Here is a 21,750-nt window from a genome sequence, read left to right as displayed (position 1 = left end):
TGGCTGCGGATGGTAGGCGGCACGTCAATCCCTTTTCAAAAAAATGAAGAAAAACCTTGACGAATCTCATAAATGGCGTTAATCTGGGGATTTGATGAAGAGAGACTCGCACTCTTCGTCCTCGTGAGTCTAGACTCGTGGCTCACGAAAGCCTCGTCGATGCACCTCGGTCTTCTTTGAGGAGGTTGATCATGAGAGGGTTTTCTTCTCCGGTGTGGCGTCGTGGTTTTACGCTGATTGAGTTGTTGGTGGTGATTGCGATTATTGCGATTTTGATTGGGTTGCTGTTGCCCGCGGTGCAGAAGGTGCGGGAGGCGGCGGCGCGTGCGGACTGTTCGAATCGTTTGAAGCAGATTGCGTTGGCGACGATCAATGCGGCGGACACGCATGAGGGGAAGCTGCCGCCGTCCATCGGCCTCTACCCCCGCAATGCCCAAGCCCATTACAACACGAATGGCGGGCTGTACCTCCACATTTTGCAGTTCATCGAAGAACAGCCGATGCTGGAACAGACGCGTTCGCAGCCGGACCCGGATGGTCGGAATGGGAGTTTCATAACCTATTCGCAGTGGGTGTATGTGCCGGATCGTGGTCGGACGAAGAAGTTGTTGTGTCCGGCGGAGTATACGGACCCGCAGGACAATTGGGCGCGTTCGAGTTATGGGGTGAATGGCCGCATCTTCCGGCATGTGTATCCAGGCTGGGGTCTGGGCTACACCCGCTATCCGTCCCATATCACCGATGGAACGTCGAACACGATTTTCTTCACGGAGAAGTTGGCGCGGTGCAATTCCTCCACCCTGGGGTTGGAGTGGAGCAGCGGCGCGTACAACGAGAACTACTGGCCGGACTGGGGATCGATCCTCTACCCGATGCCACAAGACATGAGCGGCACGCCGACGGGTGCGGCCTCGGCGCCGCAGATTCAGCCGCCGACCTCCAACGGTGTGGGAATCTGCAACGGAGCGCGGGCCAGTTCGCCGCACGTGGGTGGGATTCAGACGGCGTTGGGGGACGGCAGCGTGCGCTTTGTGTCGCAGCGGGTTTCCGGTCTGACCTGGTGGGCCGCCCTGACCCCCAACTTGGGAGACCAACTGGGTAACGACTGGTAACCGCCTGTCATCCGGCCGCTGGGGCGGTGTGTGATCGCCCCCTCATCGCTCCGTCGGTTCAAACTGTTGCCGGATGACTGCTGCCAACTCCTCGCCCTACTCCTCACGCCGATAGCAAACCACAACGAGACAGTGAACGAACCGTTGGCCGTATTCCATCCCGTTCCTTTTCCTCTGTTGCTGGAGTGGCTGACGTATGAAGGCACAAATCAGGTCCCGTCCCTCGGGTTGGCTTCTGCTGGCTGTGGTGATCGTGCCGCTGACTGCTTGCGGTCCACGGAGCGGTTCGCTCAGCGGCAAGGTTACTTACAAAGGGGAACCCCTGAAAGGAGGCACCATTACCTTCCTCGGCCCGTACACCTATTCCACGGATATCAAGCTCGATGGCAGTTACGAAATCCCGAAGATGTACTCCGGCAGCTACAAGATCAGCATTGAGACGGAATCCCTCAAAAGCGGAGGTGGGGGCAGCCCGTTTGCGTTCAAAACCCCCGCCGGCATGAAACTGCCGAGCAAAGATCAACTTCCCAAGGAAGCGACTGCACCGCCCACGGAGAAACTCCCCGTCGATCCGTCCGCCTTCGGCTACTCCCAGCCCAAGGCCAACCCGGATTACGACCCCAAAAAGCGTTATGTGGCGATCCCGAAAAAGTACGCCGATGTGAATGAGTCGGGACTCACCTACGATTTCCCCGGAGGGACACAGACTCACAACATTGATTTGAAAGACTGAGCCGCCTCAGACCCCCCATTGGGGATTCGTCTGGGAAGGGGGAGGTCCTAACCGCGGGACGATTGCGGCCTGTTTCGCCGAGACAGGAATGGTGAATTGGGACTTCACGCCAAGCCGGGCAGCCGGGATGGTCCCAACCGCGTCAGGCCTCAACCCAGCAAGAGCCTGAGGCGATAGATCGGGTCAAGGACCCAGGAGGTGATAGCAGAACCCGTCGCAGGACGGGCGAAGTGGGAAAATTTGTATGAAAATGTAAAGTTTTTTCCTTGACTCCGGGATCGGGAACAGTTAGGCTGCATAATTGACGGAGATGCGTCGAGCATTTTCCGTTACGTAAGCAGCCTGGACTCACCGCTTACGGAGTTTTTGTCTTTCTATTTGTTCCCGTCTCGGAGGTTTGTCATGAGAGGTTACTCACTCCTGGGGTGGCGTCGTGGTTTTACGCTGATTGAGTTGTTGGTAGTGATTGCGATTATTGCGATTTTGATTGGGTTGCTGTTGCCCGCGGTGCAGAAGGTGCGGGAGGCGGCGGCGCGTGCGGATTGTTCGAATCGTTTGAAGCAGATTGCGTTGGCGACGATCAATGCGGCGGACACGCATGAGGGGAAGCTGCCGCCGTCCATCGGCCTCTATCCCCGCAATGCCCAGGCCAACTATAACTCCAACGGCGGTATCTTTCTGCACATCCTGCCGTTTATCGAAGAGCAAGTGATGTTTGACCAGACGCGTTCGCAGCCGGACCCGGATGGTCGGAATGGGAGTTTCATAACCTATTCGCAGTGGGTGTATGTGCCGGATCGTGGTCGGACGAAGAAGTTGTTGTGTCCGGCGGAGTATACGGACCCGCAGGACAATTGGGCGCGTTCGAGTTATGGGGTGAATGGCCGCGTCTTCCGGAATGTGTATCCGGGTTGGGGCTTGGGCTACACTCGCTATCCCGCGGCCATCACGGATGGCACGTCCAATACGATCTTCTTCTCCGAGAAGTTGGCGCGGTGCAATTCCGGGAACTACAACGAGAACTATTGGCCGGATTGGGGTCCGGTGTTCTCTTCGCCGGACTTAGGAGGCACGCCGACGGGTGCGGCATCGGCCCCGCAGATTCAGCCGCCGACCTCCAATGGTATCGGGATTTGTGATGGCGGTCGGGCCAGTTCGCCGCACGTGGGTGGGATTCAGACGGCGTTGGGGGATGGCAGCGTGCGCTTTGTGTCGCAGCGGGTTTCCGGTCTGACCTGGTGGGCCGCTCTCACCCCCAATGTCGGGGATCAGTTGGGTAACGATTGGTAATCCCTGGGAGCATCCTCTTCGCCCGTTCGGGGAGAGGGGACTCTATCCTCTCTCCCCCATCGTCCATCTTGAGATTGGCATCCGTCCAACAAACCGATTGGCCTTCCGTCCCACCGAGCGACGACGAGCTGAGCGGCTCGGCAACGATTCGTTCCCGATGAATTCTGGCGAATCAGGTTCGCGGGTCGAGTTTCCAACCGCCAAGGTGCGGACCTTGGGGCGGACTCGGCCACGGTTCTTTCTTGTTCCACACGAATGAAGGGGCACGGCTATGAATGCACGCGTAGGGTTTTCGCTAAGCCGGGGAGTGGTAGGGGCCGCGGTGCTTGCTCTGGGCATCTTGGCCTGTTCGCCGCCCACGGGATCGGTCAGTGGCAAGGTGACCTACAAAGGCCAGCCGCTCAAGGGGGGGTACGTCGCCTTTATCAACTCCAGCGGCGGGCAGACATTTTCCGCTCCGATTCAGGAAGACGGCAGCTATCAGATTCCCAAAATCACTGGCGGGAGTTACAAGGTCACGGTCGAGACGGAGTCGCTCAAGCCGCAGGGGGAGACGAAAGGCGTGCCGTTCAAGAGCGTGTCCAAGGAAGGTCCGCCGAAGGAGAATCTGCCCCCCAAGTTGAATTTGCCCGGCAATCCGGCGGATTACGGGTATAAAATGGCTTCACCGGGAGCTCAGATGGATCGTTACGTGCCCATTCCCCGTAAGTATGCCGACCCGGACCAATCAGGCCTGAAGTTCGATTTTCGGGGTGGGAACCAGACGTATGACATCAATCTGAGCGACTGACGGGGAAGGGCAGCCCGCCGCGCTTGGCCAGGTGGGGCATGAGTTCAGACAGCGGATTGCCAGCGGAGCCGGCTCGGACTCCAGCTCCCGATGAGCCGGAGGGGAGCAGAGCCGCACCGGATGCGTCTGCATCGGCTTGTTCGCCATCTCCCTTGCAAGAGATTGGGGCCTCCATTCCCGCGGCGATTCCCAATGTTGGAAAAACTGGCGAAGCGCCTTCCCCGGTCTGCCCAGGAACGGGGGCGATTCCCCGCCGCTGCGGTCCGCGGTTTCAGTCATGGCAGCGGGTCATTGTAACAGGGCTGTTACTCGCTGGTCTCGGTGTCGGTGGCTGGGCCGTGTGGGACGAGTGGCGCTTCCGTGCCACGCTAAGCCGTGCCCGCCTGGAAGCCGAACGAGGCCATACCCAAGCGGCGATCCGCGCCCTGGAATGGTGCATCCAACGGCGGCCCGAACAGCGGGAAGTGATCCTGCTGAGTGCTCAGATCGCCCGGCGGAGCGGCCACCTGGAAAGTGCCGAGAACTTGCTGGATCAGTATTGGCAGCTCTACGGCGATGAAGAACCGCTGGTCCTGGAGCGGCTGCTCTTGCAAGCGGCCCGCGGCGATGTGGATGCCGTAGCCGCCCGGCTGCGGGAACGTATGCAACGCAACACGGCGGAACGCCGGCTCATCCAGGAGGCGTGGATCAGCGGTCTGTTAGCCCGCTTCCGCTGGGGTGAGGCGGGACAATTCCTGACCCAGTGGCTGGCGGACAGCCCCGAGGACCCGTGGGCGCTCTACCTCTTCGGGCGGCTCCAGGAACAGCGGGATGATGTGGAAGGAGCCAAGGAATACTACCGCCGACTGGTGGAATCGGACCCGGAACATGACGAGGCCCGCCAGCGCTTGGCCCAGCTCCTGGTGCAAACCCGCCACGGGGAAGAAGCCGAACCGCACGTCCGCTTCTTGCTGACCCGCCTGAATCCTCCGCCCCGCGAAGTCCAGGTGCTCTGGGCCAGGACCCTGGTTCTCCTCGGCCGGCTGGACGAGGCGCAGGCGGCCCTCGATGCCGTTTTGAGCGAACATCCGCACTACCCCGCAGCCTTGGCGGAACGCGGTAAAGTGGCCCTGTTCCAGGAGCAGCCTGGGGAAGCGCTCCGCTATCTGGCGGAGGCTGTTCATTATGATCCCGGCGATCTGGCCATTCGGCATCAGTATGCCATGGTTCTGTCGCAGCAGGGGCGAGAAGAGGAGGCGGCCCAACAGCGGAAGCTCATCGCGCAATTGGAAGCCGACGGCGAGCGGATCAAGGCCCTGATCGAAGGGCCGCTCCAACGGGAGCCAAACAACGCGGCCATTCACCATGAGATCGGCATGATTGCCTTGCGGGCGGGCCAGATCACCGAGGCGTTACGCTGGTTCCACTCCGCCCTGCGGATCGACCCCCAGCATGCGCCCACGCACCGCGTGTTGATGGTGTACTATGAGGAGTCTGGGCAACCCGCCTTAGCCGCCCGGCACCGCGCTTTGGCTCGTGATACGGACCGGCAAAAGACTGAGGACAGTTCGAAAATCCAGCCACCGCCATGAATGCACGATCAGACAACGCTCAACAGCAGGGTTCGGAACAGCGTTCGGAAGCCTCCCTTCCGGCCGGAGGGTCCGAAGCCTCGGTTGCGGAGGCCGGCCCGTCTTCCGGGTTGGGTTCCTCCTCCGTGTTGGCTCCGCCGGTGGAAGCCGCTCCCAGCTCGCCGAGTCGAGCGGTGCATTCTGGCCGGTCGAGCCGGCGCCGTTGGCTGCGCTGGGGCATTTTGGGGCTTTTGCTGGTCCTGAGCGGCCCTCAGGTAGGGGCTGCTTGGCGTTACTTTCAGGCCCGCCGGGAACTGGCTGCCTGGCGCCCGGGACAAGCGCGGCAAGCCTTGCAATTCTGTCTGAAGCTGTGGCCCTGGTCTCGCTGGAGCGCCACCCATCTGCTCTACGCTCAGGCCCAGCGGCAGCTCGAAGATTACGACACCGCCCGGCAGCATCTGCATTTCGCCCAGCGCTTGCGCGGCGGCGCGGATGAACAAACCGCTTTGCAGTGGGCTTTGCTCGAAGCCAGCGCCGGCAACGTCCTGGAAACGGAAGAGTATCTGCAAAAGCAGGCCGACCGCTGGCCGGAACTCCGCCCGCTCATCTGGGAAGCCCTGGCCGTGGGATACTTCCGCGTCTCCCGCCTGCCGGATGCCATGAGCGTGCTCAATCACTGGCTCAAACGGGAACCGGATCAGGTGCGGGCCTTGGAACTGCGGGGCCAGACTTACATCGCCGGCCAGGGTGTCAGCCGGGGGGTGGAAGATTACAAGCGGGTGCTGGAATTGGCCCCGGAGCGGGAACTCACGCGCTGGAAACTGGCCGAAGCGCTCATCGCCCTGAGCGCCTATCAGGAAGCGGCAGGCCACCTGGAAATCCTGCGGCAGAAATGGCACGATGACCCCACGCTCCTGGCTCACCTGGCCCGCTGCTACAACATGCTCGGCCGGCAGGACGAGGCGGAACACCTCCTCCAAATCGCCTTGCGGCAGGACCCGCAGCATCCGCTCTGCCTACGGACGGCAGCGCAGATCGCCTTGAGCCAGCCCCAAGGACCGGACCTGCCCCGCGCCATCGCCGCCTTGCGAGAAGTGGTCCGTCAGCGCCCCACGGATTATCTGGCCCAGCAGTTGCTGTTCCAGGCCCTTCAGCACTCCGGAGACACCGAGGCGGCCCGCCAGCAGTTGGCCGTGGTGGAATCCCTGCGCGAACGCCAGGCCCGCCTCAGCGAATTGCAAACCCGCCGCTTGCCGGAACAGCCTCTCAACCCCGCCTTGCACTACGAAATGGCCGTCCTGCTCCTCCAGAATGGCCAGGAAGCCGCCGCGGAAAACTGGCTCAAATCGGCGCTCAGTCTAGACCCGCACTTCCGCCCGGCCCACGCCACTTTGGCCCGCTTGTATGAGCAGCGTGGCGAAGAGGGACGCGCCGCCTTCCACCGCGCCTTCCTGCAATCCCCCGCGCCGTGAAACTTCCCCGCGCCGTGAGATTCCCCGCGCTCCGTATCCGCATTCCCCGCTAGCGTGGGGCTTTCCCCCCCCGTTCCTTACCCGCCCGTTATCCAATTCCTCGCGTCGCTTTTCTCTCGAAGTGAGCCGCCGGGGAGAATGGTCTTCCAACCTCCTCGAGCGATGCGAGGCGTCCGGTCACTTGCCCGGACCGGCATTGTGCCAAATCCACAGGGGCTGTTGATCCTGGGGATGGCTGTAATTGCCGACGATGAGGTCGAGGCGGCCCTGGCCGCTCAGATCGGCGAGGCAGCAACTGACGGCATCGCAATCCCCCCGGAGCAGCACGTGTCGGTCAAACTGGCCTGGTGCGGTCTGGCGGAAGAGCACGACGGCATCCGCCTGCATCTGGTGGCGATCGCGGAACTTGTCGGCCGGGAGGAAGCTGACGGCGAGGATGTCGGGCAGGGGGCCGCCGCAGATCGGTCCGGCTACAGCGTGATGGATGCCGTACATGTCGGCGATGCGATGGTAGCGAAAGCGGAGGCCGCCGAGGTTTTCCAGCCAGCCTAAGCCGTGGTACGGCTTCCACAGATACGGTTCATCGAGAATGTCGCCGTTGGTGGAAAGGATGTCCAGGCGTCCGTCGCCGTTGAGATCGACCAGCTCGATGCCGCTGCTGCCCCAGCCGGGATGAGGGGCGGAGTAGAGGGTTTGCTTGCGGAACTGGCCTTGGCCGTCGTTGAGGAAGGCGACGATGGTTTCATGTTCCTGGGCGAAAACGGCGACGAAGTCGGGGCGCCCGTCCTCGTTCAGGTCCGCCACGGGGACGTGGATGGCGCCGGTGCGGCCGTCGAGCTGGCGGGGGACGAAGTGGGGCCGGTGCCAATCGCTCGTGTGGTTTTCCAGGAGGAGCACTTCGCCAACTTCATGCAAGCCGAAGACGGCCACGACCAAATCGAGGCGATCCGGACGGCGGAAGGGAGCGGCTCGGACGTCCGCCACGCGCCCGACGTTTTCCAGGAGCGTATGAGGTTGGAAGGTGCCATCGGCTTGTCCGCGGAGCCAGACGACCCGGCCGCAGCGCTGATCCGTCGGCGGAAAGCTGCCCAGGTCCGCCACCACGAGATCGAGAATACCGTCGCCGTCCAAATCGACGACCGTGGCCCGCGCCGGATTGCGTACACTGCCTAGCAGTTGCCACTGCGGGGGCGAAGCGGCGGGGCGATAGAGCAGAATCCGTCCCCCTTGCATGTCACACGCGAGCAACTCTAGAGGGGCGGCGGCCCGTTGCTCCGGCGTAGATAATCCACGAGGCAGCCGTACCGCCTGGACGTGCGAGATCATTGCCCGGCCTGATCCCACCGGCGGCGGTACTTTCCCACGTTCCAGCCGGATTGGCAACGGCTCGCGGGCATACTGGGCCTTGAGCGGCGGGAAGTGTTCCGGCGCCCGTTCCTGATAGTACCGGATCACATCAGCCATCCGCGGCGGCGTCATGGCCATCCCGGAACGCTCGAAAAAGCCATAGGCCCGCTCCACCTCCATACGCCAGTGTTCCCGCGGGAAAGTATCCGGCGGCGGATAGGCATGGCAGGCGGCGCCGCAAAAATGCTGAATGCGCTGCTCCAAATCCGCCGGCGGCGGTGGAGACGATGCAGACCCTCCGTCGCCACCAGGAGGGGTGGGGGCCGTCGGTTCCTGGGAACCCTGACACCCCGCGAGCAGTACCACAAGACCCGGCACAATCCACCAGCTCCAGACGAGATGAGGACAGCGCATCGGAGGACTCCTGCGGAGGACTTCCGGGGAAAAACAACATCCGAAGGATGCACTCATAAGGCTGCCTTCAGCGGCGGCTCAGGGAGCAGCTTCCGGTAGCGCTCCAGAAGGTGCCGGCCCGGGTGATTCGAGCCGGGGGCTTCCTCCTCATGATAACCGCGGTCGGCCTCGGTGAGAACACGGCGTGCCAGGGCGAAGTCTCCGCTTTCCAGGGCGAGCAGGCCGCTAAGGAGGGCGAAATCGGCCGCAGCCAAGCGGAGGGTTTGGGCGTGTTCCCAGCTTTGGGTGAGGCGGGCGGTTTTCCAGTGTCCCAGCCAGCGGAAGGCGAGCAGGCCGCTGCCCGGAGCGGATAGCCCGACCTCGCTTCCTACCGCCTGAGCCAAGGCGACCGGCAGGGAAGCGGGGAGCAACCGTTCCCGTTCCTCGTGGAGGAAACGGCGGATGGCCTCCGCCGCCTCCTGAGCTTGGCGATACTGTCCCGCGGCGACTGCGGTCAACAACTCGAACCAGAGGTAGGCCGGTAACTGGTAGGTGCGGGGGCGGGAGCGGGAGCGCGGACCGGAGTCATCCGGCAAGGGCACCTCGTACAGACCCAGGGACAGCGGCTGCTGGCGCCACTCATTCCGATCCAGCAGGATGCGGGCTTCCGCGACCCGACCCGTTTGCACGAGCAACTCCAGGAGCAGGACCACGCCTTCTGATCCGTACAGCTCGGCGGAGGAGCTTTGGAGCACTTCCAGAGCGGTTTCGTAAAGGCCCAACTGGGCCGCCAGACGCGCGCGCAGCAGGGGTTGTCCGGCCAGGCCGCTACTGCGCAGGATAAAGCGATTCTCGTTGTCCCGGAGCTGCTGTTCGATCTGGGCGGCTAGCTCCTGCCACTGGGCGCAGCGCTGCTGGAAGGCGGCGGCGTCTTCTCCGGGGAGCGGGCCGGTCCGCCGTTGCCAGTGCAGGACCTGCTGGACGTGGGTCCAGGCGATGTCCCAGGCGGGGAGGTTGAGCCAGGCGTGCACGAGGGCTTCCTGGACGGCGAGCCAGTCGGGCTGATGCCGGACGGCTTGCACCAGGGCGGCGCGGTATTGGGCCAGGCGCAGTTGTTGCAACGGGGGGAAGGGAGGAGTGCTTTCCCACGGATGCTGGAGGAGCATTTGGGCGGTGCGAGCGGCGAGGAGCCAGGCCAGGGCATCCGCCGGGTCCTGTTCCAGGCCGCAGCGGGCGGCGCGCAACGCCAGCAGGGCTGCCCGCGGTTCCGACGTGTCGGCGGGCATCAGCTCTTGCAACCGCAGGTACACACTGGCGGCATCCGCCTGGGAGGAACCGCTGCGGCTGCGCGGCCAGGACCACCGCCACCAGGGCTGCGGCAGCGCCAGGAATGCCGGGCCGCCCCCCTCCGGTTGCAACTGCCGGTCCTGCCAATCCCGCTCCAGGAGCTGCTGCCAGTCCTCGGCACGTCCCGGCGCTCGGAGCAGCACCAGAGCGCTGCCGGCCACCTGCACGGGCCGCCACGCGCCGCGGTTCTGATAGACCTCTTTCAAAGCCGCACTCCAGCGCCCGCGATCCGGGTCGTACAGCACCGCCAGCAAACCGGGAGGGACCGCCGCTTCGACTGCCGACGCTTCACCTGCGGTCGCCGCTTCAGTTGGGCTTTCCCCTTCCGTTGTCGAGGGAAGCAGGCCGAGTTGTGCGGAGAGCTGCCGGACCTGCGGAGCGCGGTCCGCGAAGAGTGTCAAGCGGGAGTCATAGGAGCTGCGTACTCCGGGGGCGAACCAGGCCAGATAGTGTGCCACATCGGGATGCGTAGTGAACAGGGGCGGGGGGGAGGAACCGCTGTTGGCCTGCCACCGTTGCACGGCTTCCGCGACGCGGCGCAAAGTGGGATGCTCGGAAATCCGCCAGCTCAAGCCCTCCCGATCTCGCGGCCAAAGGCCCAAACTTCCAGGGAAGATTAGCGCTCCCAGGAGCACCAACGCGGCCAGGGTCGTCAGGGCGAAGGGACCGCGCGCCCCGTGCCAGGCGGTGAAGAGCCGGCCCAGATGCGCCGCGATCACGGGAACGGCCGCCACGGTCCAGAGAGGGGCCAGCCGCGCCTGCCACAAGGCCAGGGGGCAGAGCACAAGTCCCAGCAGCAGGGGAGCAGACCACTGCCGACGGCGAACCAAGGCAATGACGGCCAGTAGCCACAATCCCAGGAGCAACAACAATGCCGCCAGGGGCAGCGGTATGTCACCGTTTCTCCACCGCACGCCCGACCACGGCGCGGCAAAGACGCCGGAGAGGCGTGGATCGCTCGGCCAGCCGTACCACCAGACCGCCGGGGATAACTCGACCGGCCAGGTCCACGCGTGCCAATGATGGGGACTACACAGACTGGCCAGCCCCGTCACCAGGAGCACCCCCCAGGGCCGCTTTCCTTCTTCCACCTGCCGCGGGCGCAACACTTCCGCCAGAGCCGCGAGCGGGCCGAGGAAAAACCAACTGTCCAAGTTCACCCACCCCGCCGTGAGCAGGGGCAGACCCCAGAGCCGGCGCCCCCCTTGCTGACAGCACCAGAGCACCGCGGCCAGCGCCAATAGGGACAGGAGTGTCGGTTGGAGCAGCAAGCGGGGACTGAGGGCGAGGATGGCCAGCAGGACCAGGGCTGCGGCGAGCCAGTCCCCGGCCCCGCGCCGGCTCATCTGCCAGAGCAGCCCAGCCAGGAGGGCGGCCAACGCGGCCTTAACGGCCATCACCACTTGTTCCCCCGCGTATTTCCACAGGACGTACAAACCCCAGTCGTAAAGCCAGGCGTGGTTCGTCCAGTACCGCCCCGCGGTCTCTTGCCCGAAGGGATCGACGCCGAACTGGTACTCTCCCTGGGCCAGCAGCCGCCCGACTGCCCGATGGAGCCAAACGTCCGAATTGCGGGCGACAAACGAAGCGCTGGCGCCAGCTACCATCGCCACCAAAATCACCAGGAACCGATCCCGTGCCCGTGTCCAGGACCGGATTGGCCCCACCACGGCGGCTGGCCTAACCGACTGCACTTCGCTTTGCGTCACCATAACGATCGCCCTGCGTCGGACTTCCGTTTTGCCGGAGATGGGGGTACTTACCTTTAGCTGGTTTTACAGTTCCTGGTCATTCTGCCGTTGCCATTTCGTCACGGTTCCTGGTCATTCTGCCGTTGCCATTTCGTCACGGTTCCTGGTCATTCTGCCGTTGCCATTCCGTCACGTTGTCCGGGTTCTGCCTCTCGTGGTTTGCCGGCCGTGGAGCGGATTCCCTTCACGAGGAGTACGAGGAAGGCGAAGTCGTTCCCGGTTTGGCGATGGCCTCCATCGAATGAATGCTTCCGTGGAGCGCGTGGCCTCCCTTGAGCCGATGGTTCTGCACCCCGGAGGCTGGCCAGGGTCGTTCATGGGCTTGCACGGCTCATTCACGGCGTCCAGTCCAGGTCGGGGGTGAGAGAGGCGCAGAACTCGGCGAGGAGTTGGGCTGCTTGTACCAGGTCCTGCCGGTGCACCACTTCCACCGGGCTGTGCATATAGCGGTTGGGGATACCGATGAGACCGCAAGCGACTCCGTGACGGCTGATCTGGATGGCGTTGGCATCGGTGCCCGTGGCGCGGGGAACGCCCCGGACTTGAATGGCCAACTCCAGGCGGCTAGCTGCCGCTTCCAAGCGGTCGAACACCCGCGGGTTGATGTTCGGGCCGCGGAAGACAACGGGTCCCCCGCCGCAGCGGATTTCCCCTTGGGTTTTGCGATCGTTGCCGGGTGTATCCGTGGCATGGCAGACATCGACAGCGATCCCCACGGTGGGTTGCACGGTGTAGGCGGCGGTGGTCGCCCCGCGCAAGCCGATCTCTTCCGCCACGGTCGAGACGGCGTAGAGGTCCACGTGTAAAGGTCGGTCGCGCAGGAGCCGCAAGGCTTCCAGGCAGACCCATAGGCCGACTTTGTCATCCATTCCCGGCCCGGCGAGCAGATCATTGCGCAGCGGCCGCCAGCCCAAGGCGAACGTCACCGGATCGCCAATGCGGACCCATTCCTCGGCCTCGGCCCGATTGCGCGCCCCGATGTCCAGCCAGATGTCGGGAAAGTCCGGGACTTTGTTTTTCTCCTCCGGTTTGAGCAGATGGACGGCCCGCCGGGCGACCACGCCGCTGATCGGTCCCTGCCGCGTCCAGACCGTCAGGCACTGCCCCAAAAGGATTTGCATGTCCCAGCCGCCGATCGGCTGCACGTAGAGGAAACCTTCCGTGTCGATATGCTGCACCATCAGGCCGATCTGGTCACAGTGGCCGGCGAGCATCACACGCACGGACCCTGCCGACCGCCCCTGCGCCCGCCGGATGGCATAGACGTTGCCGTGCACATCCGTCCGCACTTCATCGGCGAAACCCTGGGCATACTCGCGCACCACTTGCTGGATCGGCTGCTCGAAACCGGATGGACTTGGTGTGTGCAATAACCGGTGGAAGAACTCTTCCGCCTGCGGCTCCATATTCCCTCCCGTGACTGGCCAATACCCTGGACCGCTCGGAGCTTTCCCCCGCTCCGGAGTGCGATGCCGTCTGGTTCTGTGCTCTGAAGTTATGCTAGCATTCCACTCCCGCAACGGGATGGGTGCTCTGGTGTTCCCTGGCTGCTTTTCCGCCGGCCGGTGGTGGAACCGGACTCTATTTCGTTTTCGGTCGCATTCCGCTGGCATCGGCGGGCGGGGGCCGCCACGCTGTTAGCGGGACAGCCGCTGTTGGGATGGCGGGTTTTCTCGGAAGGCGGAGGCCAAGGGGCGGAGGATGGCGCGGAGACATGCCACGGCGCCGGTGGTGAAGAGGGCAGGGGGGCCGGGCCAGGTGAAGTTCCCGCTCCGCCGGGGTTCTGTGGCCGGGCTGTCGGCAGGGGCATGATAATAAATGCTACAATCCGCATTGGGGGGAGTACTGCATCATGAGCGACGCCTTGGGAATTGCCGTGGTGGGATGCGGGACGGTGGGCGGCGGGGTGGTGGAAGCTCTGCTGCGGCACCGGGATCGCCTGGCGCAACGCGCGGGCCGGCCCTTGCAATTGCGCCACATCGTCGTGCGCGACCGGCACAAGCCCCGCGAGCCGTTCGTTCCCCGCGAGTTGCTCACGGATAGCCTCGCCCCGGTGCTCCAGGATGCGGCGGTGCAGGTGGTGGTGGAACTGATCGGCGGGACGACAGCGGCGCGCGAAGTGGTGCTCTCCTCACTAGCGGCCGGCAAACATGTGGTGACAGCCAACAAAGCCCTGCTGGCGGAGGCGGGGCCGGACATTTTTGAAGCCGCCCGGCGCGCCGAGCGGACCGTCTGCTTCGAGGCGGCGGTCGCCGGGGGAGTCCCGATCATCCGCGCCCTGGGCGAAAGCCTGGCCGCCAATCAGATCACCGCCATCCAGGGCATCCTCAACGGAACGAGCAATTATATTCTCACGGCGATGGCGGAGCGCGGCTTGCCCTACGCTCAGGCCCTGGAGGAAGCCCAAGCGCACGGCTACGCCGAGGCCGACCCCAGCCTCGATGTCGACGGCTCCGACGCCGCCCACAAATTGGCCATCTTGGCCCAGATTGCCTTCGGTGTCATCGCCCGGCCTCAGGACATCACCCGTCAGGGAATCGATCAGCTCCACCCGATGGACATCCGCTTCGCCCAGGAACTTGGTTACACGATCAAACTGCTGGCCGAAGCCTGGACCCGCAGCGACCCCCAGCATCCGGACGGGCCGCGAGGCGTGGCCTTGCATGTCGCCCCGGTCCTGTTGCGGCATACCGATCTTTTGGCCCAGGTTCGTGGGGCTTACAACGCCATTGCCGTCTATGGCGATATTGTGGGCGAGACGCTCTATCAAGGCCCCGGCGCCGGCCGCGGTCCGACGACCAGCTCCGTGCTGGCCGACCTCATCGACCTGGCGGTGGGCCGTGCCCAACGTACCTTCGCCGCCGCCCGACTTTGGTCCCGCGCTGATCGCGGCTTCGTCCTCGACCCGCCGGAACAGGTCCAGAGCCGCTTCTACCTCCGCCTGCTCGTCGCCGACAAACCCGGCGTCCTCGCCGACATCGCCCGCATCCTCGCCCAGCACACCATCAGCATCTCCAGCGTGGTCCAGCACGAAGCCCCGGAAGGCGATGGCGAACCGGTCCCCTTGGTCATTGTCACCCATTACGCCACGACCGGCCATTTCCTCGCCGCCGTCGAGCAGATCAATCGCCTGCCCACCGTCGCCACCCCCGCCGTCTATTACAGCATGGGGGACTGATTTCTCCTGTCTCCTGCAGCATGGGGGACTGATTTCTCCCGGCGTTTTTGCGGCCCTGGTGCGGTCCCGGCCTGCTGTGCTTGTATCGCCGCCCCTGGGTCCTTTACAATCACACCGAGTGTTGAGCTGGCGGGGACGGCAGCCACGCCGCCCCTTGGCCAGCCTAGGGAGAAACCAGACGAGCCTCCTAGGACCCAAAACATGAACCGACCTGCCCCGCCGAATTGGACCGACCAGCCGCCCCCAGCCGTTGCCCTCCAAGAGGACGAGGAGCAGTGGAGCTACGAGGAGTTGCAGGAGCAAGCGGAAGACCTCCGCCAGCGGCTCCATCTTTTCCGCCAGTCCCTGGGTCGTTTTTTCGTCCAAAAACAGGAGATCATCGATCTGATGTGCGTGGCGGCGATCGCCCAGGAACCGCTGCTCTTGGTCGGCCCGCCCGGCACCGCCAAGTCCGACCTGGTCATCAAATTCAAGGAAGCGCTGGGTGTCCCCGACGGGGAGTACTTCGAGTACATGCTGACGCGCTTTACGGAACCGAGCGAAATCCTCGGGGCCATCGACATCCAGGAGCTGCGCGAAGGGCGCTATGTCCGCCGCAAAGAGGGGAAGCTGCCGACGGCGCGCATCGCCTTCCTCGACGAGATTTTCAAGTCAAACTCCGCCATTTTGAACATCTTGCTCACCATTCTCAACGAACGGAAGTTTTACCAGGAAGGCCGGCCGGAACCGGTTCCGCTGCGGATTCTCTTCGCCGCCACCAACGAGATCCCGGAGCATGGGGAGCTGGCCGCCCTGCGCGACCGCTTCGTCCTGAAGGTGGAAAGCCGCTCCGTCCATAGCGAGGCGGAGAGGTTCGTGGAGCTGATCGACCAGGGTCTGCGCAACGAAGCCTGGAGGATGCTCAATCAAAAGCCCTGGTGCCAAGGGCATGCCACCTTGGCGGATTTCCTCAAGGCCCACCGCTACTTCATGTACCTCTTCAGCGAGTCCCGCCAGGACTTCCCCAGCGGCGAACTCATCAACGACCGCACCCAGTATTTTCCGGAAGATGTGCTGCGAGAGTTCTACCGCCTGATCCGCACGATCAGCAAGGAGGACGGCATCTTCGTCAGCGACCGCAAGGTGGTCAAGCTCTACAAGCTCCTGCGCGTCCGCGCCTGGCTCTTTCATGGCGGCGTGGTCTGCCGGGAGGACCTGCAACTGCTCCAGTATCTGGGAGAAACCCTGCAAGAGATGAAGTTGCTCCGCGACAAGATACCGCAATATCTCGGCCTCCACTGAATGTCGGCTTGACCTGGAGCGCTTTTACTGTCTTGTTCCGCTGGCGGTTCAAGCCGGGGCGGAGCTTGCGAGGGGCCGCGCTGCTCAGGAAGCGGCGTCGATCTCTGGCGAGAGGCGAGCCTCCGCATCGGCGGGAGGGGCGTGATCCGGGGTGAGCAGTCGACGGTTGCGGGCGGCGGTGCGCAACGTGGTCCAGCCGATGGGTAGGATTTTGGGCCGGGGGACGATGGCCGCTACAATTCCGCCGTGCCGTTCCGCCAACTTCCGGGCGTCGTAGCGCAGAAACTCGTACACCTGGGGCTGCCGATGCCCGCGCAGATATTCCTGGGCCAGGCGGTGCATGTGGGCATCATAGGAAGCCTTGGAGTGGGTATGCAGGCAGTAGCGCCCGGCATGGCGGCGCAGGTCCCCATTGAAGGCCGGGTTGATGTGATACAGCTCGTGAAAGACAGTTGTGAGCTTTTCGGCGAACGTCTGATCCAGAAAGCGGGGCAGGCAGAAGGTAATCAGGTAGAGGATTTCCCGGCCCTCGACGAAGAAGCGCTGGACCTGGTATTCGCAGGTACCCTGGCGGCGGGTGAGCGCCCCGTGGCGGAAGCGCAAGGGTGTGACACGGGCTTGCAGGCCATAGCGGCTGCGGCTGCGGCTGGGAGTGAAGGTGACCAGCACCTGGTCCATGCGTATATGGGACAGCTCCGGACAGCGGGCGACGATGTCGGCGCACAAGCGGGTCATTGCTGCGGAAAAGTCCCAGGCTGAACCGGCGCGGGCGCTGTCAGGGCGGGACCGCCGGGCGGCGGGTGTCGAGCAAGTGCCCGGTACGGCCACCCACCGCCGGGGCAGCGGCTGGCTTCCCCCCCAATGCAGCTCCAACGCCGATCGCTCCTGTGGCCGCAGCGCTCCCATTGCTGATCCTCGCCTCCTCCAGCTTCCTCTCCGCTTTCCGCGGCGATACACTCCATGCGGTTGCCATGCTAGAAAGCCGCGGCAGGCCGGTCAACAGGGGACATCCGTTTCCCATCCGCTTTCACCGTCTCCCACTTGCATTTTTGCCGTTTCCCCGCATTTTTCCCCGGGAGCGCGGCTTTCCCATCCTGTCCATCGTTTCGTCCTCTGTCCTGAACAAGTTGGCAGACTGGACAAAGGGAAGGGATTGAGACGGACCGGCTGCCTCCCCATGTTCCTACCTTGATCCCCCAGCTTCTCGTCAGGAAGGGCCATATTTCTGGCAAAATCCTTTCAAGTTTTTCAGGCGGCGGAGTCGATACCACAGGCGCGAGTGGTATGGACCTGAGGAGAGCAGGCAGTGCCAAGCCGCTTTGGCGGTTGCGGCCGGGAGGTGGGCATGAGCAGAGCGAAGGTCGGGCAGTGGCTCCGGGGATTGGGGGGTGCGGTCGGCGCTCTGGTGGTGGCGACGGGGTGCCAGACGTGGTACGGCGGCATGACTCTCCCCAGCGGGCGCTATTTGCAGCATTATCCCCAGTATTTTGCTCCGGACCCGGCTCATCCGCTGCCTCGTGAGCTGGCCAGCATGGCCACGGCGGAAGACATCGCGGGCGGCGGGCCTCGTCAAGGGGGCGGCGCTGCTCCGGCGCCCCCTCCTGCTCCCGTTCCTGTGCCGGCGCCTGCTCCGGCTCCGAAGCAGTGAGCGCCTCTTGCTCTTAGAGCCGGTGCTTCCCCGGCAGGTTTTGCCAGCCCCGGCGCACGCCTCCAAAGGCTGGTTCCTCTTGCACCGGCGGCACACCGCTGCTATGCCCCCCAGACGCCGGAGTCGAGGGCGGCACGGATGGCTCGCTTCGGACTCCGGCCTCACACCTAAAACAGGGGGGAACATCCATCATGGGCCAAGGATGGCGCGTCAGGGGCCAGGGATGGCCCGACTCTACTCCGAGAAATCCGCCGCGGTGGCTCGGCACCGTCGCATGTTTCGGCAGTTTGTTTTTGCTCATGACCACGGGGTGTCGCACGTCGGAGTGCGAGGCGTGCCGCTCCCGTGGACCCAACCGCATACTCTCCTCCACGTCGCACCCCCCAGTCGGCTTGCCGGGGACGCCGACGCTGCCGCCGGGTCCGGCTGCGGCTTCGACCCCACCGCCCTCAACACCCCGCAGCTCGGATTCCCGTATGAGTAGCGGCATGGTACCCGCCAGTCCGGCTTCGGCAACGCGCCGGGTCCCACCTCCCGCGGGGACCGCTTCCGGGGGCAGCACGGTGATGCCCGCCAACGGTTCCGCGCCGCAATTCCCGCCGCCGCAGGATTTGTCCGCTCCCGTGGGTGGTCCGCCGGCTGCCGGGACGTCGGCTCCGGGGAAGAGCAACTGGGCGCCGGCCACCCCGTTGTCACCGGCTCCGCTCGGCTTGCACGACCCCGGTCCCCTGCCGCCTCCGCCGCCCGGTGCGATGGGCAACATGCCTGTCCTGCCTCCCACACCGCCGCCTGGCTTGCCCCAGTGAGTCGCCGCAAACTGCATGGACCATGCTTTTTCCATCCCCGCGGAGTGCAAAGAGGGGGGAATGAGTGCAAAGAAGGGGGAAGGTGGGTAATCAAAAGGCACCTTCTTCCCACCAGATGAGACGGCGAAATACCGGGGAAGTTAGGGGGAGGAGCATGCCGGATCGGTAGGGGTAGAACGGGGGGCGGGAACCGGAGCAGCTCCAGCGGCCCGGCGTGCGATGCGCGCGGCAATGTCCCCGGCTTTGAAACCCGCGTCGATGTTGACAACGGCTACGCCGGCGGCACAACTGTTGAGCATGGTCAGAAGCGCCGCCAGCCCCCCGAAGGAGGCCCCATAGCCGACACTGGTCGGGCAGGCAATCACCGGGCAGGAGACCAAACCGCCGACAACGCTGGGCAGAGCGCCATCCATTCCGGCGACCACGACCACGGCATCGGCCTGAGCCAGCCGGTCCCGCTGCCGCAGAATCCGGTGCACTCCGGCTACCCCCACATCCACGATCATCTCCACCGCCGCTCCCATGACCCGCGCGGTGACCAGCGCTTCCTGAGCCACGGGCAAATCGCTCGTCCCGGCAGTGACCACGCAGACGCGCCCCTGCGGTGCGGGCCGTTCCCCGGCAGCCGGCCACCAGAAGGTCCGCGCCAGACGATCCTGCTCCGCCTCCGGAAAGCAGGCCGCCAGATGCCGGGCTTGTTCCTCATTGACCCGTGTCACGAAGCAGTCCTGTCCCGCCTCCCGCAGGCGCCGAACGGCCCCTTCGATCCATTCCTTGGTTTTTCCTTCCGCGAACACCACCTCCGGGAAGCCGCAGCGCTGCGCCCGCTGCAAGTCCAACGTGGCGTATCCCAGCTCCGCCACTGCCGGCTGGCTCAAACGCTGCATCGCCGCCTCCACGCTCAGCGATCCTTGACGCACCGCTTCCAGCAAACTCCGCAGCTCACCTTCCGCAAGCATCGCATCCTCCGCCCCTTCTGCTGGGCGAGCCTTTTCCCCTCGCGGGATCATTCGCCGCATGTCCTGATCTGGCCAGGGAGGGACCGCAAAGCCCGGATCTTCGCTGCCTTCGCCAGTCTCGCTTGATTCCTTTCATTCGGATTCAATTTTCCAACCCCGCGGACCGATACAAACGGAAGAGGCGCGGGTGTGCGCCTCGCCCTAAGGGGGAAAAGCGGCAAACCCGCTCGTCCACGGGAGGGGGCGATGTCCTACGCGATAGTCTTTCTTATGGGATGGAGTGTGGCCCAACCACCGAACCCTTCGCCCGGCGGAGACTACATCCCGATCAACTCCCGTACGCTCAAGCTGCCCATCAAGTACGAAAAGGACCGGCGGCACATCCGGCAGATGAAATTATTCGTCGCCCGCAATGGAGAGAATACCTGGTATCAGGAAGCGGCGGTCTCGCCAGATCAGGACCATTTCACCTTTCACGCCAAGGAAGACGGGCTGTATTGGTTCATCATGGTCGAGGAGGATGTGCAGGGTCGGCAAGTGCCCGCGGATTTGACCCGCACGCTTCCGGACCTCAAGGTGCTCATTGACACGACGCCGCCTCGTGTACGTTTGACGACTTTGCAGCGGCAGGGAGAGGAGATCATCGCGGAGTGGATGATCGAGGATACCTATCCGGCGGAAGCCAAGACGCAGGTCCACGTGCGCCCCGTTGGCTCCGGCGGAGAATGGCAGGAAGTGCGGCTGGCGCCGGGGGTGTATCATGGCGTCCGCTTCCCGATGCGTGCGCCGCAAGCCGTGGAGCTGCGCGTCACCGCCTATGATCTCGCGGGGAACAAGGGGGAAGTGGTCCAGGTGGTACCGGCGGCGGAGGGGTGGCGCGCAGGGGCGGCTACCGCTAGCGCTGGCCCAGGAACCGGGCCGATTGCACCGGCTTCTTCCACGGGGGTGCCCGTTCCCGAAGCGGGGGGCATTCCTCCGCCGGCGCCGCTGGCCCCGTCTGCACCCGCCGCGCCCGCGGTGCCGGGACCGGGCACGCCGCCGTTCCCGGTAGCTCCGACGCTACCGCCTGCTCCGCCGCTTGTTCCCCCAGGAAACCTGCCCACTCCGTCCTCGGCTTCGCCGCTCTCTCCGATGCCGCCTTTGGCCCCAGGATCCGCTTCCTCGCCGCCTCCGACGGCCCCCGCTGGCGAACGCCCTCTGCCCACGGTGGAATCCCGCCCGGCAGCCGCTTCGCCGCTCGCCTCTTCGGCCTCTCCGCTGGCCACAGCTCCGGTTCCCACTTGGCCGTCCCCGACCGCTTCCGGCCCGCCCCAGGTGGAGGAAACACGCGCGACCGTCATCAATTACTTGGCCTTCGATTTGGCCTACGAAGTCGAAGCACGCGGACCCTCCGGCCTGAGCCGACTGGACCTTTGGGTCACCCGCGATAACGGCCGCACTTGGATGAAATGGAGCCAACACGAACCACAGGGTTCCACCGTTCGCGTCAATTTGAATCTGCCCTCGAATCCGCAGCCGGAGGGGAGCTACGGCTTCCGCATCGTGCCGGTCAGCGGCGCCGGACTGAGCGAGCGCGAGCCAATCAGCGGCGATGCCCCCGACCTGCGCGTCATCGTCGATGTCACCCCGCCGCAGGTGGAAGTCTATCCGCCCGTGGGGGACCCGCAGCAGCCCCAGACCTTGCTCTTACAATGGAAGGCGGTGGACAAGCACTGGGGCGCCCATCCCATTCTCTTGCAGTGGAGCGAGAAAGCGAACGGCCCCTGGCAGCCGGTTGTCACCAGCACCAGTGAAGTCCAGCAAGCGGCGGCGAGTGCGGCCGCCGGTCCTTCCACCGGCCAGTGGATCGCTAACACCGGCAGCTATGCCTGGCGCGTGCCCGCGGGGTTGCCTCCCCGTGTTTATCTCAAAGTCACAGCCCGCGACGCCGCCGGCAACATCCGCGAAGTGGTCACCCGCGATCCCATCCTCGTCGATTTGGTCAAGCCCAAGGCCCGCATCAGCGGTCTCGTGGGGCCGGCGTTGTCCGCCGTCTCCAGTCAGACGCCCCCCTGACACTGGCTGAACGAACCCCGGCCCTGGAACGCCGCTTT

Annotated in this window: 16 protein-coding genes; 10 read left to right on the top strand and 6 right to left on the bottom strand. The window is 64.5% G+C overall.

The features are described 5' to 3' along the window. The first annotated feature begins 191 nt into the window (after window positions 1-191). From H0921_RS17115 to H0921_RS17090, 6 genes are all read left to right on the top strand, one after another. Window positions 192-1,112 (top strand): DUF1559 family PulG-like putative transporter, encoded by a 921-nt coding sequence (locus H0921_RS17115; RefSeq protein WP_194539755.1) that lies wholly within the window; start codon window positions 192-194, stop codon window positions 1,110-1,112. A gap of 196 nt (window positions 1,113-1,308) precedes the next feature. Continuing rightward, entirely contained in the window at window positions 1,309-1,845 is a 537-nt protein-coding gene (locus tag H0921_RS17110; RefSeq protein WP_194539748.1) for a hypothetical protein, read from the top strand. Window positions 1,846-2,247: 402 nt separating this feature from the next. After that, window positions 2,248-3,135, top strand: a complete 888-nt coding sequence (locus H0921_RS17105; RefSeq protein ID WP_194539747.1) for a DUF1559 family PulG-like putative transporter — start codon at window positions 2,248-2,250, stop codon at window positions 3,133-3,135. A gap of 271 nt (window positions 3,136-3,406) precedes the next feature. Next, a complete protein-coding gene (locus H0921_RS17100) occupies window positions 3,407-3,925 on the top strand; it encodes a carboxypeptidase-like regulatory domain-containing protein (RefSeq protein ID WP_194539746.1) in 519 nt (172 codons plus the stop codon). Between the two features lie 38 nt (window positions 3,926-3,963). Continuing rightward, on the top strand, window positions 3,964-5,496 hold the full coding sequence (locus H0921_RS17095) for a tetratricopeptide repeat protein (RefSeq protein WP_194539745.1): 1,533 nt from the start codon (window positions 3,964-3,966) through the stop codon (window positions 5,494-5,496). Continuing rightward, window positions 5,493-6,947, top strand: a complete 1,455-nt coding sequence (locus tag H0921_RS17090; protein ID WP_194539744.1) for a tetratricopeptide repeat protein — start codon at window positions 5,493-5,495, stop codon at window positions 6,945-6,947. The genes H0921_RS17095 and H0921_RS17090 overlap by 4 nt, the downstream gene beginning before the upstream one ends. Before the next feature lie 177 nt (window positions 6,948-7,124). Here H0921_RS17090 and H0921_RS17085 read toward each other — a convergent pair whose 3' ends face one another. The 3 genes from H0921_RS17085 to H0921_RS17075 form a co-directional block, all read right to left on the bottom strand. Continuing rightward, entirely contained in the window at window positions 7,125-8,708 is a 1,584-nt protein-coding gene (locus tag H0921_RS17085; RefSeq protein WP_194539743.1) for an FG-GAP repeat domain-containing protein, read from the bottom strand. Between the two features lie 53 nt (window positions 8,709-8,761). Further along, window positions 8,762-11,746 carry a hypothetical protein gene (locus tag H0921_RS17080; protein ID WP_194539742.1) on the bottom strand — a complete coding sequence of 995 codons (2,985 nt, stop codon included), beginning with the start codon at window positions 11,744-11,746 and terminating at the stop codon, window positions 8,762-8,764. Between the two features lie 374 nt (window positions 11,747-12,120). Next, entirely contained in the window at window positions 12,121-13,191 is a 1,071-nt protein-coding gene (locus tag H0921_RS17075) for a M42 family metallopeptidase (RefSeq protein WP_194539741.1), read from the bottom strand. Window positions 13,192-13,637: 446 nt separating this feature from the next. Here H0921_RS17075 and H0921_RS17070 point away from each other — a divergent pair, with 446 nt between their 5' ends. Further along, window positions 13,638-14,963 carry a homoserine dehydrogenase gene (locus tag H0921_RS17070; protein ID WP_194539740.1) on the top strand — a complete coding sequence of 442 codons (1,326 nt, stop codon included), beginning with the start codon at window positions 13,638-13,640 and terminating at the stop codon, window positions 14,961-14,963. 201 nt (window positions 14,964-15,164) lie between these two features. Further along, entirely contained in the window at window positions 15,165-16,244 is a 1,080-nt protein-coding gene (locus H0921_RS17065; RefSeq protein WP_194539739.1) for an AAA family ATPase, read from the top strand. An 84-nt stretch (window positions 16,245-16,328) separates the two neighbouring features. Here the strand turns inward: H0921_RS17065 and H0921_RS17060 are convergent, their stop codons facing one another. Next, window positions 16,329-17,150 (bottom strand): putative metallopeptidase, encoded by an 822-nt coding sequence (locus H0921_RS17060; RefSeq protein WP_194539738.1) that lies wholly within the window; start codon window positions 17,148-17,150, stop codon window positions 16,329-16,331. Window positions 17,151-17,589: 439 nt separating this feature from the next. Here H0921_RS17060 and H0921_RS18060 point away from each other — a divergent pair, with 439 nt between their 5' ends. After that, a complete protein-coding gene (locus H0921_RS18060; RefSeq protein ID WP_228500052.1) occupies window positions 17,590-17,892 on the top strand; it encodes a hypothetical protein in 303 nt (100 codons plus the stop codon). A gap of 13 nt (window positions 17,893-17,905) precedes the next feature. Here H0921_RS18060 and H0921_RS17050 read toward each other — a convergent pair whose 3' ends face one another. Both H0921_RS17050 and larB read right to left on the bottom strand, forming a co-directional pair. Continuing rightward, entirely contained in the window at window positions 17,906-18,655 is a 750-nt protein-coding gene (locus H0921_RS17050; RefSeq protein ID WP_194539737.1) for a hypothetical protein, read from the bottom strand. A 183-nt stretch (window positions 18,656-18,838) separates the two neighbouring features. Further along, a complete protein-coding gene (larB, locus tag H0921_RS17045) occupies window positions 18,839-19,657 on the bottom strand; it encodes a nickel pincer cofactor biosynthesis protein LarB (protein ID WP_194539736.1) in 819 nt (272 codons plus the stop codon). Window positions 19,658-19,903: 246 nt separating this feature from the next. On the opposite strand from larB, the gene H0921_RS17040 reads away from it, so the two are divergent. After that, window positions 19,904-21,712, top strand: a complete 1,809-nt coding sequence (locus H0921_RS17040; protein ID WP_194539735.1) for a hypothetical protein — start codon at window positions 19,904-19,906, stop codon at window positions 21,710-21,712. The last annotated feature ends 38 nt before the right edge of the window (window positions 21,713-21,750 follow it).

Origin of the sequence: Thermogemmata fonticola, from assembly GCF_013694095.1 — a bacterium.
GTDB classification, from domain to species: domain Bacteria; phylum Planctomycetota; class Planctomycetia; order Gemmatales; family Gemmataceae; genus Thermogemmata; species Thermogemmata fonticola.
The sequence above is the reverse complement of the archived record's forward strand: the minus strand, read 5'-3'. Positions and strand labels throughout refer to the sequence as shown.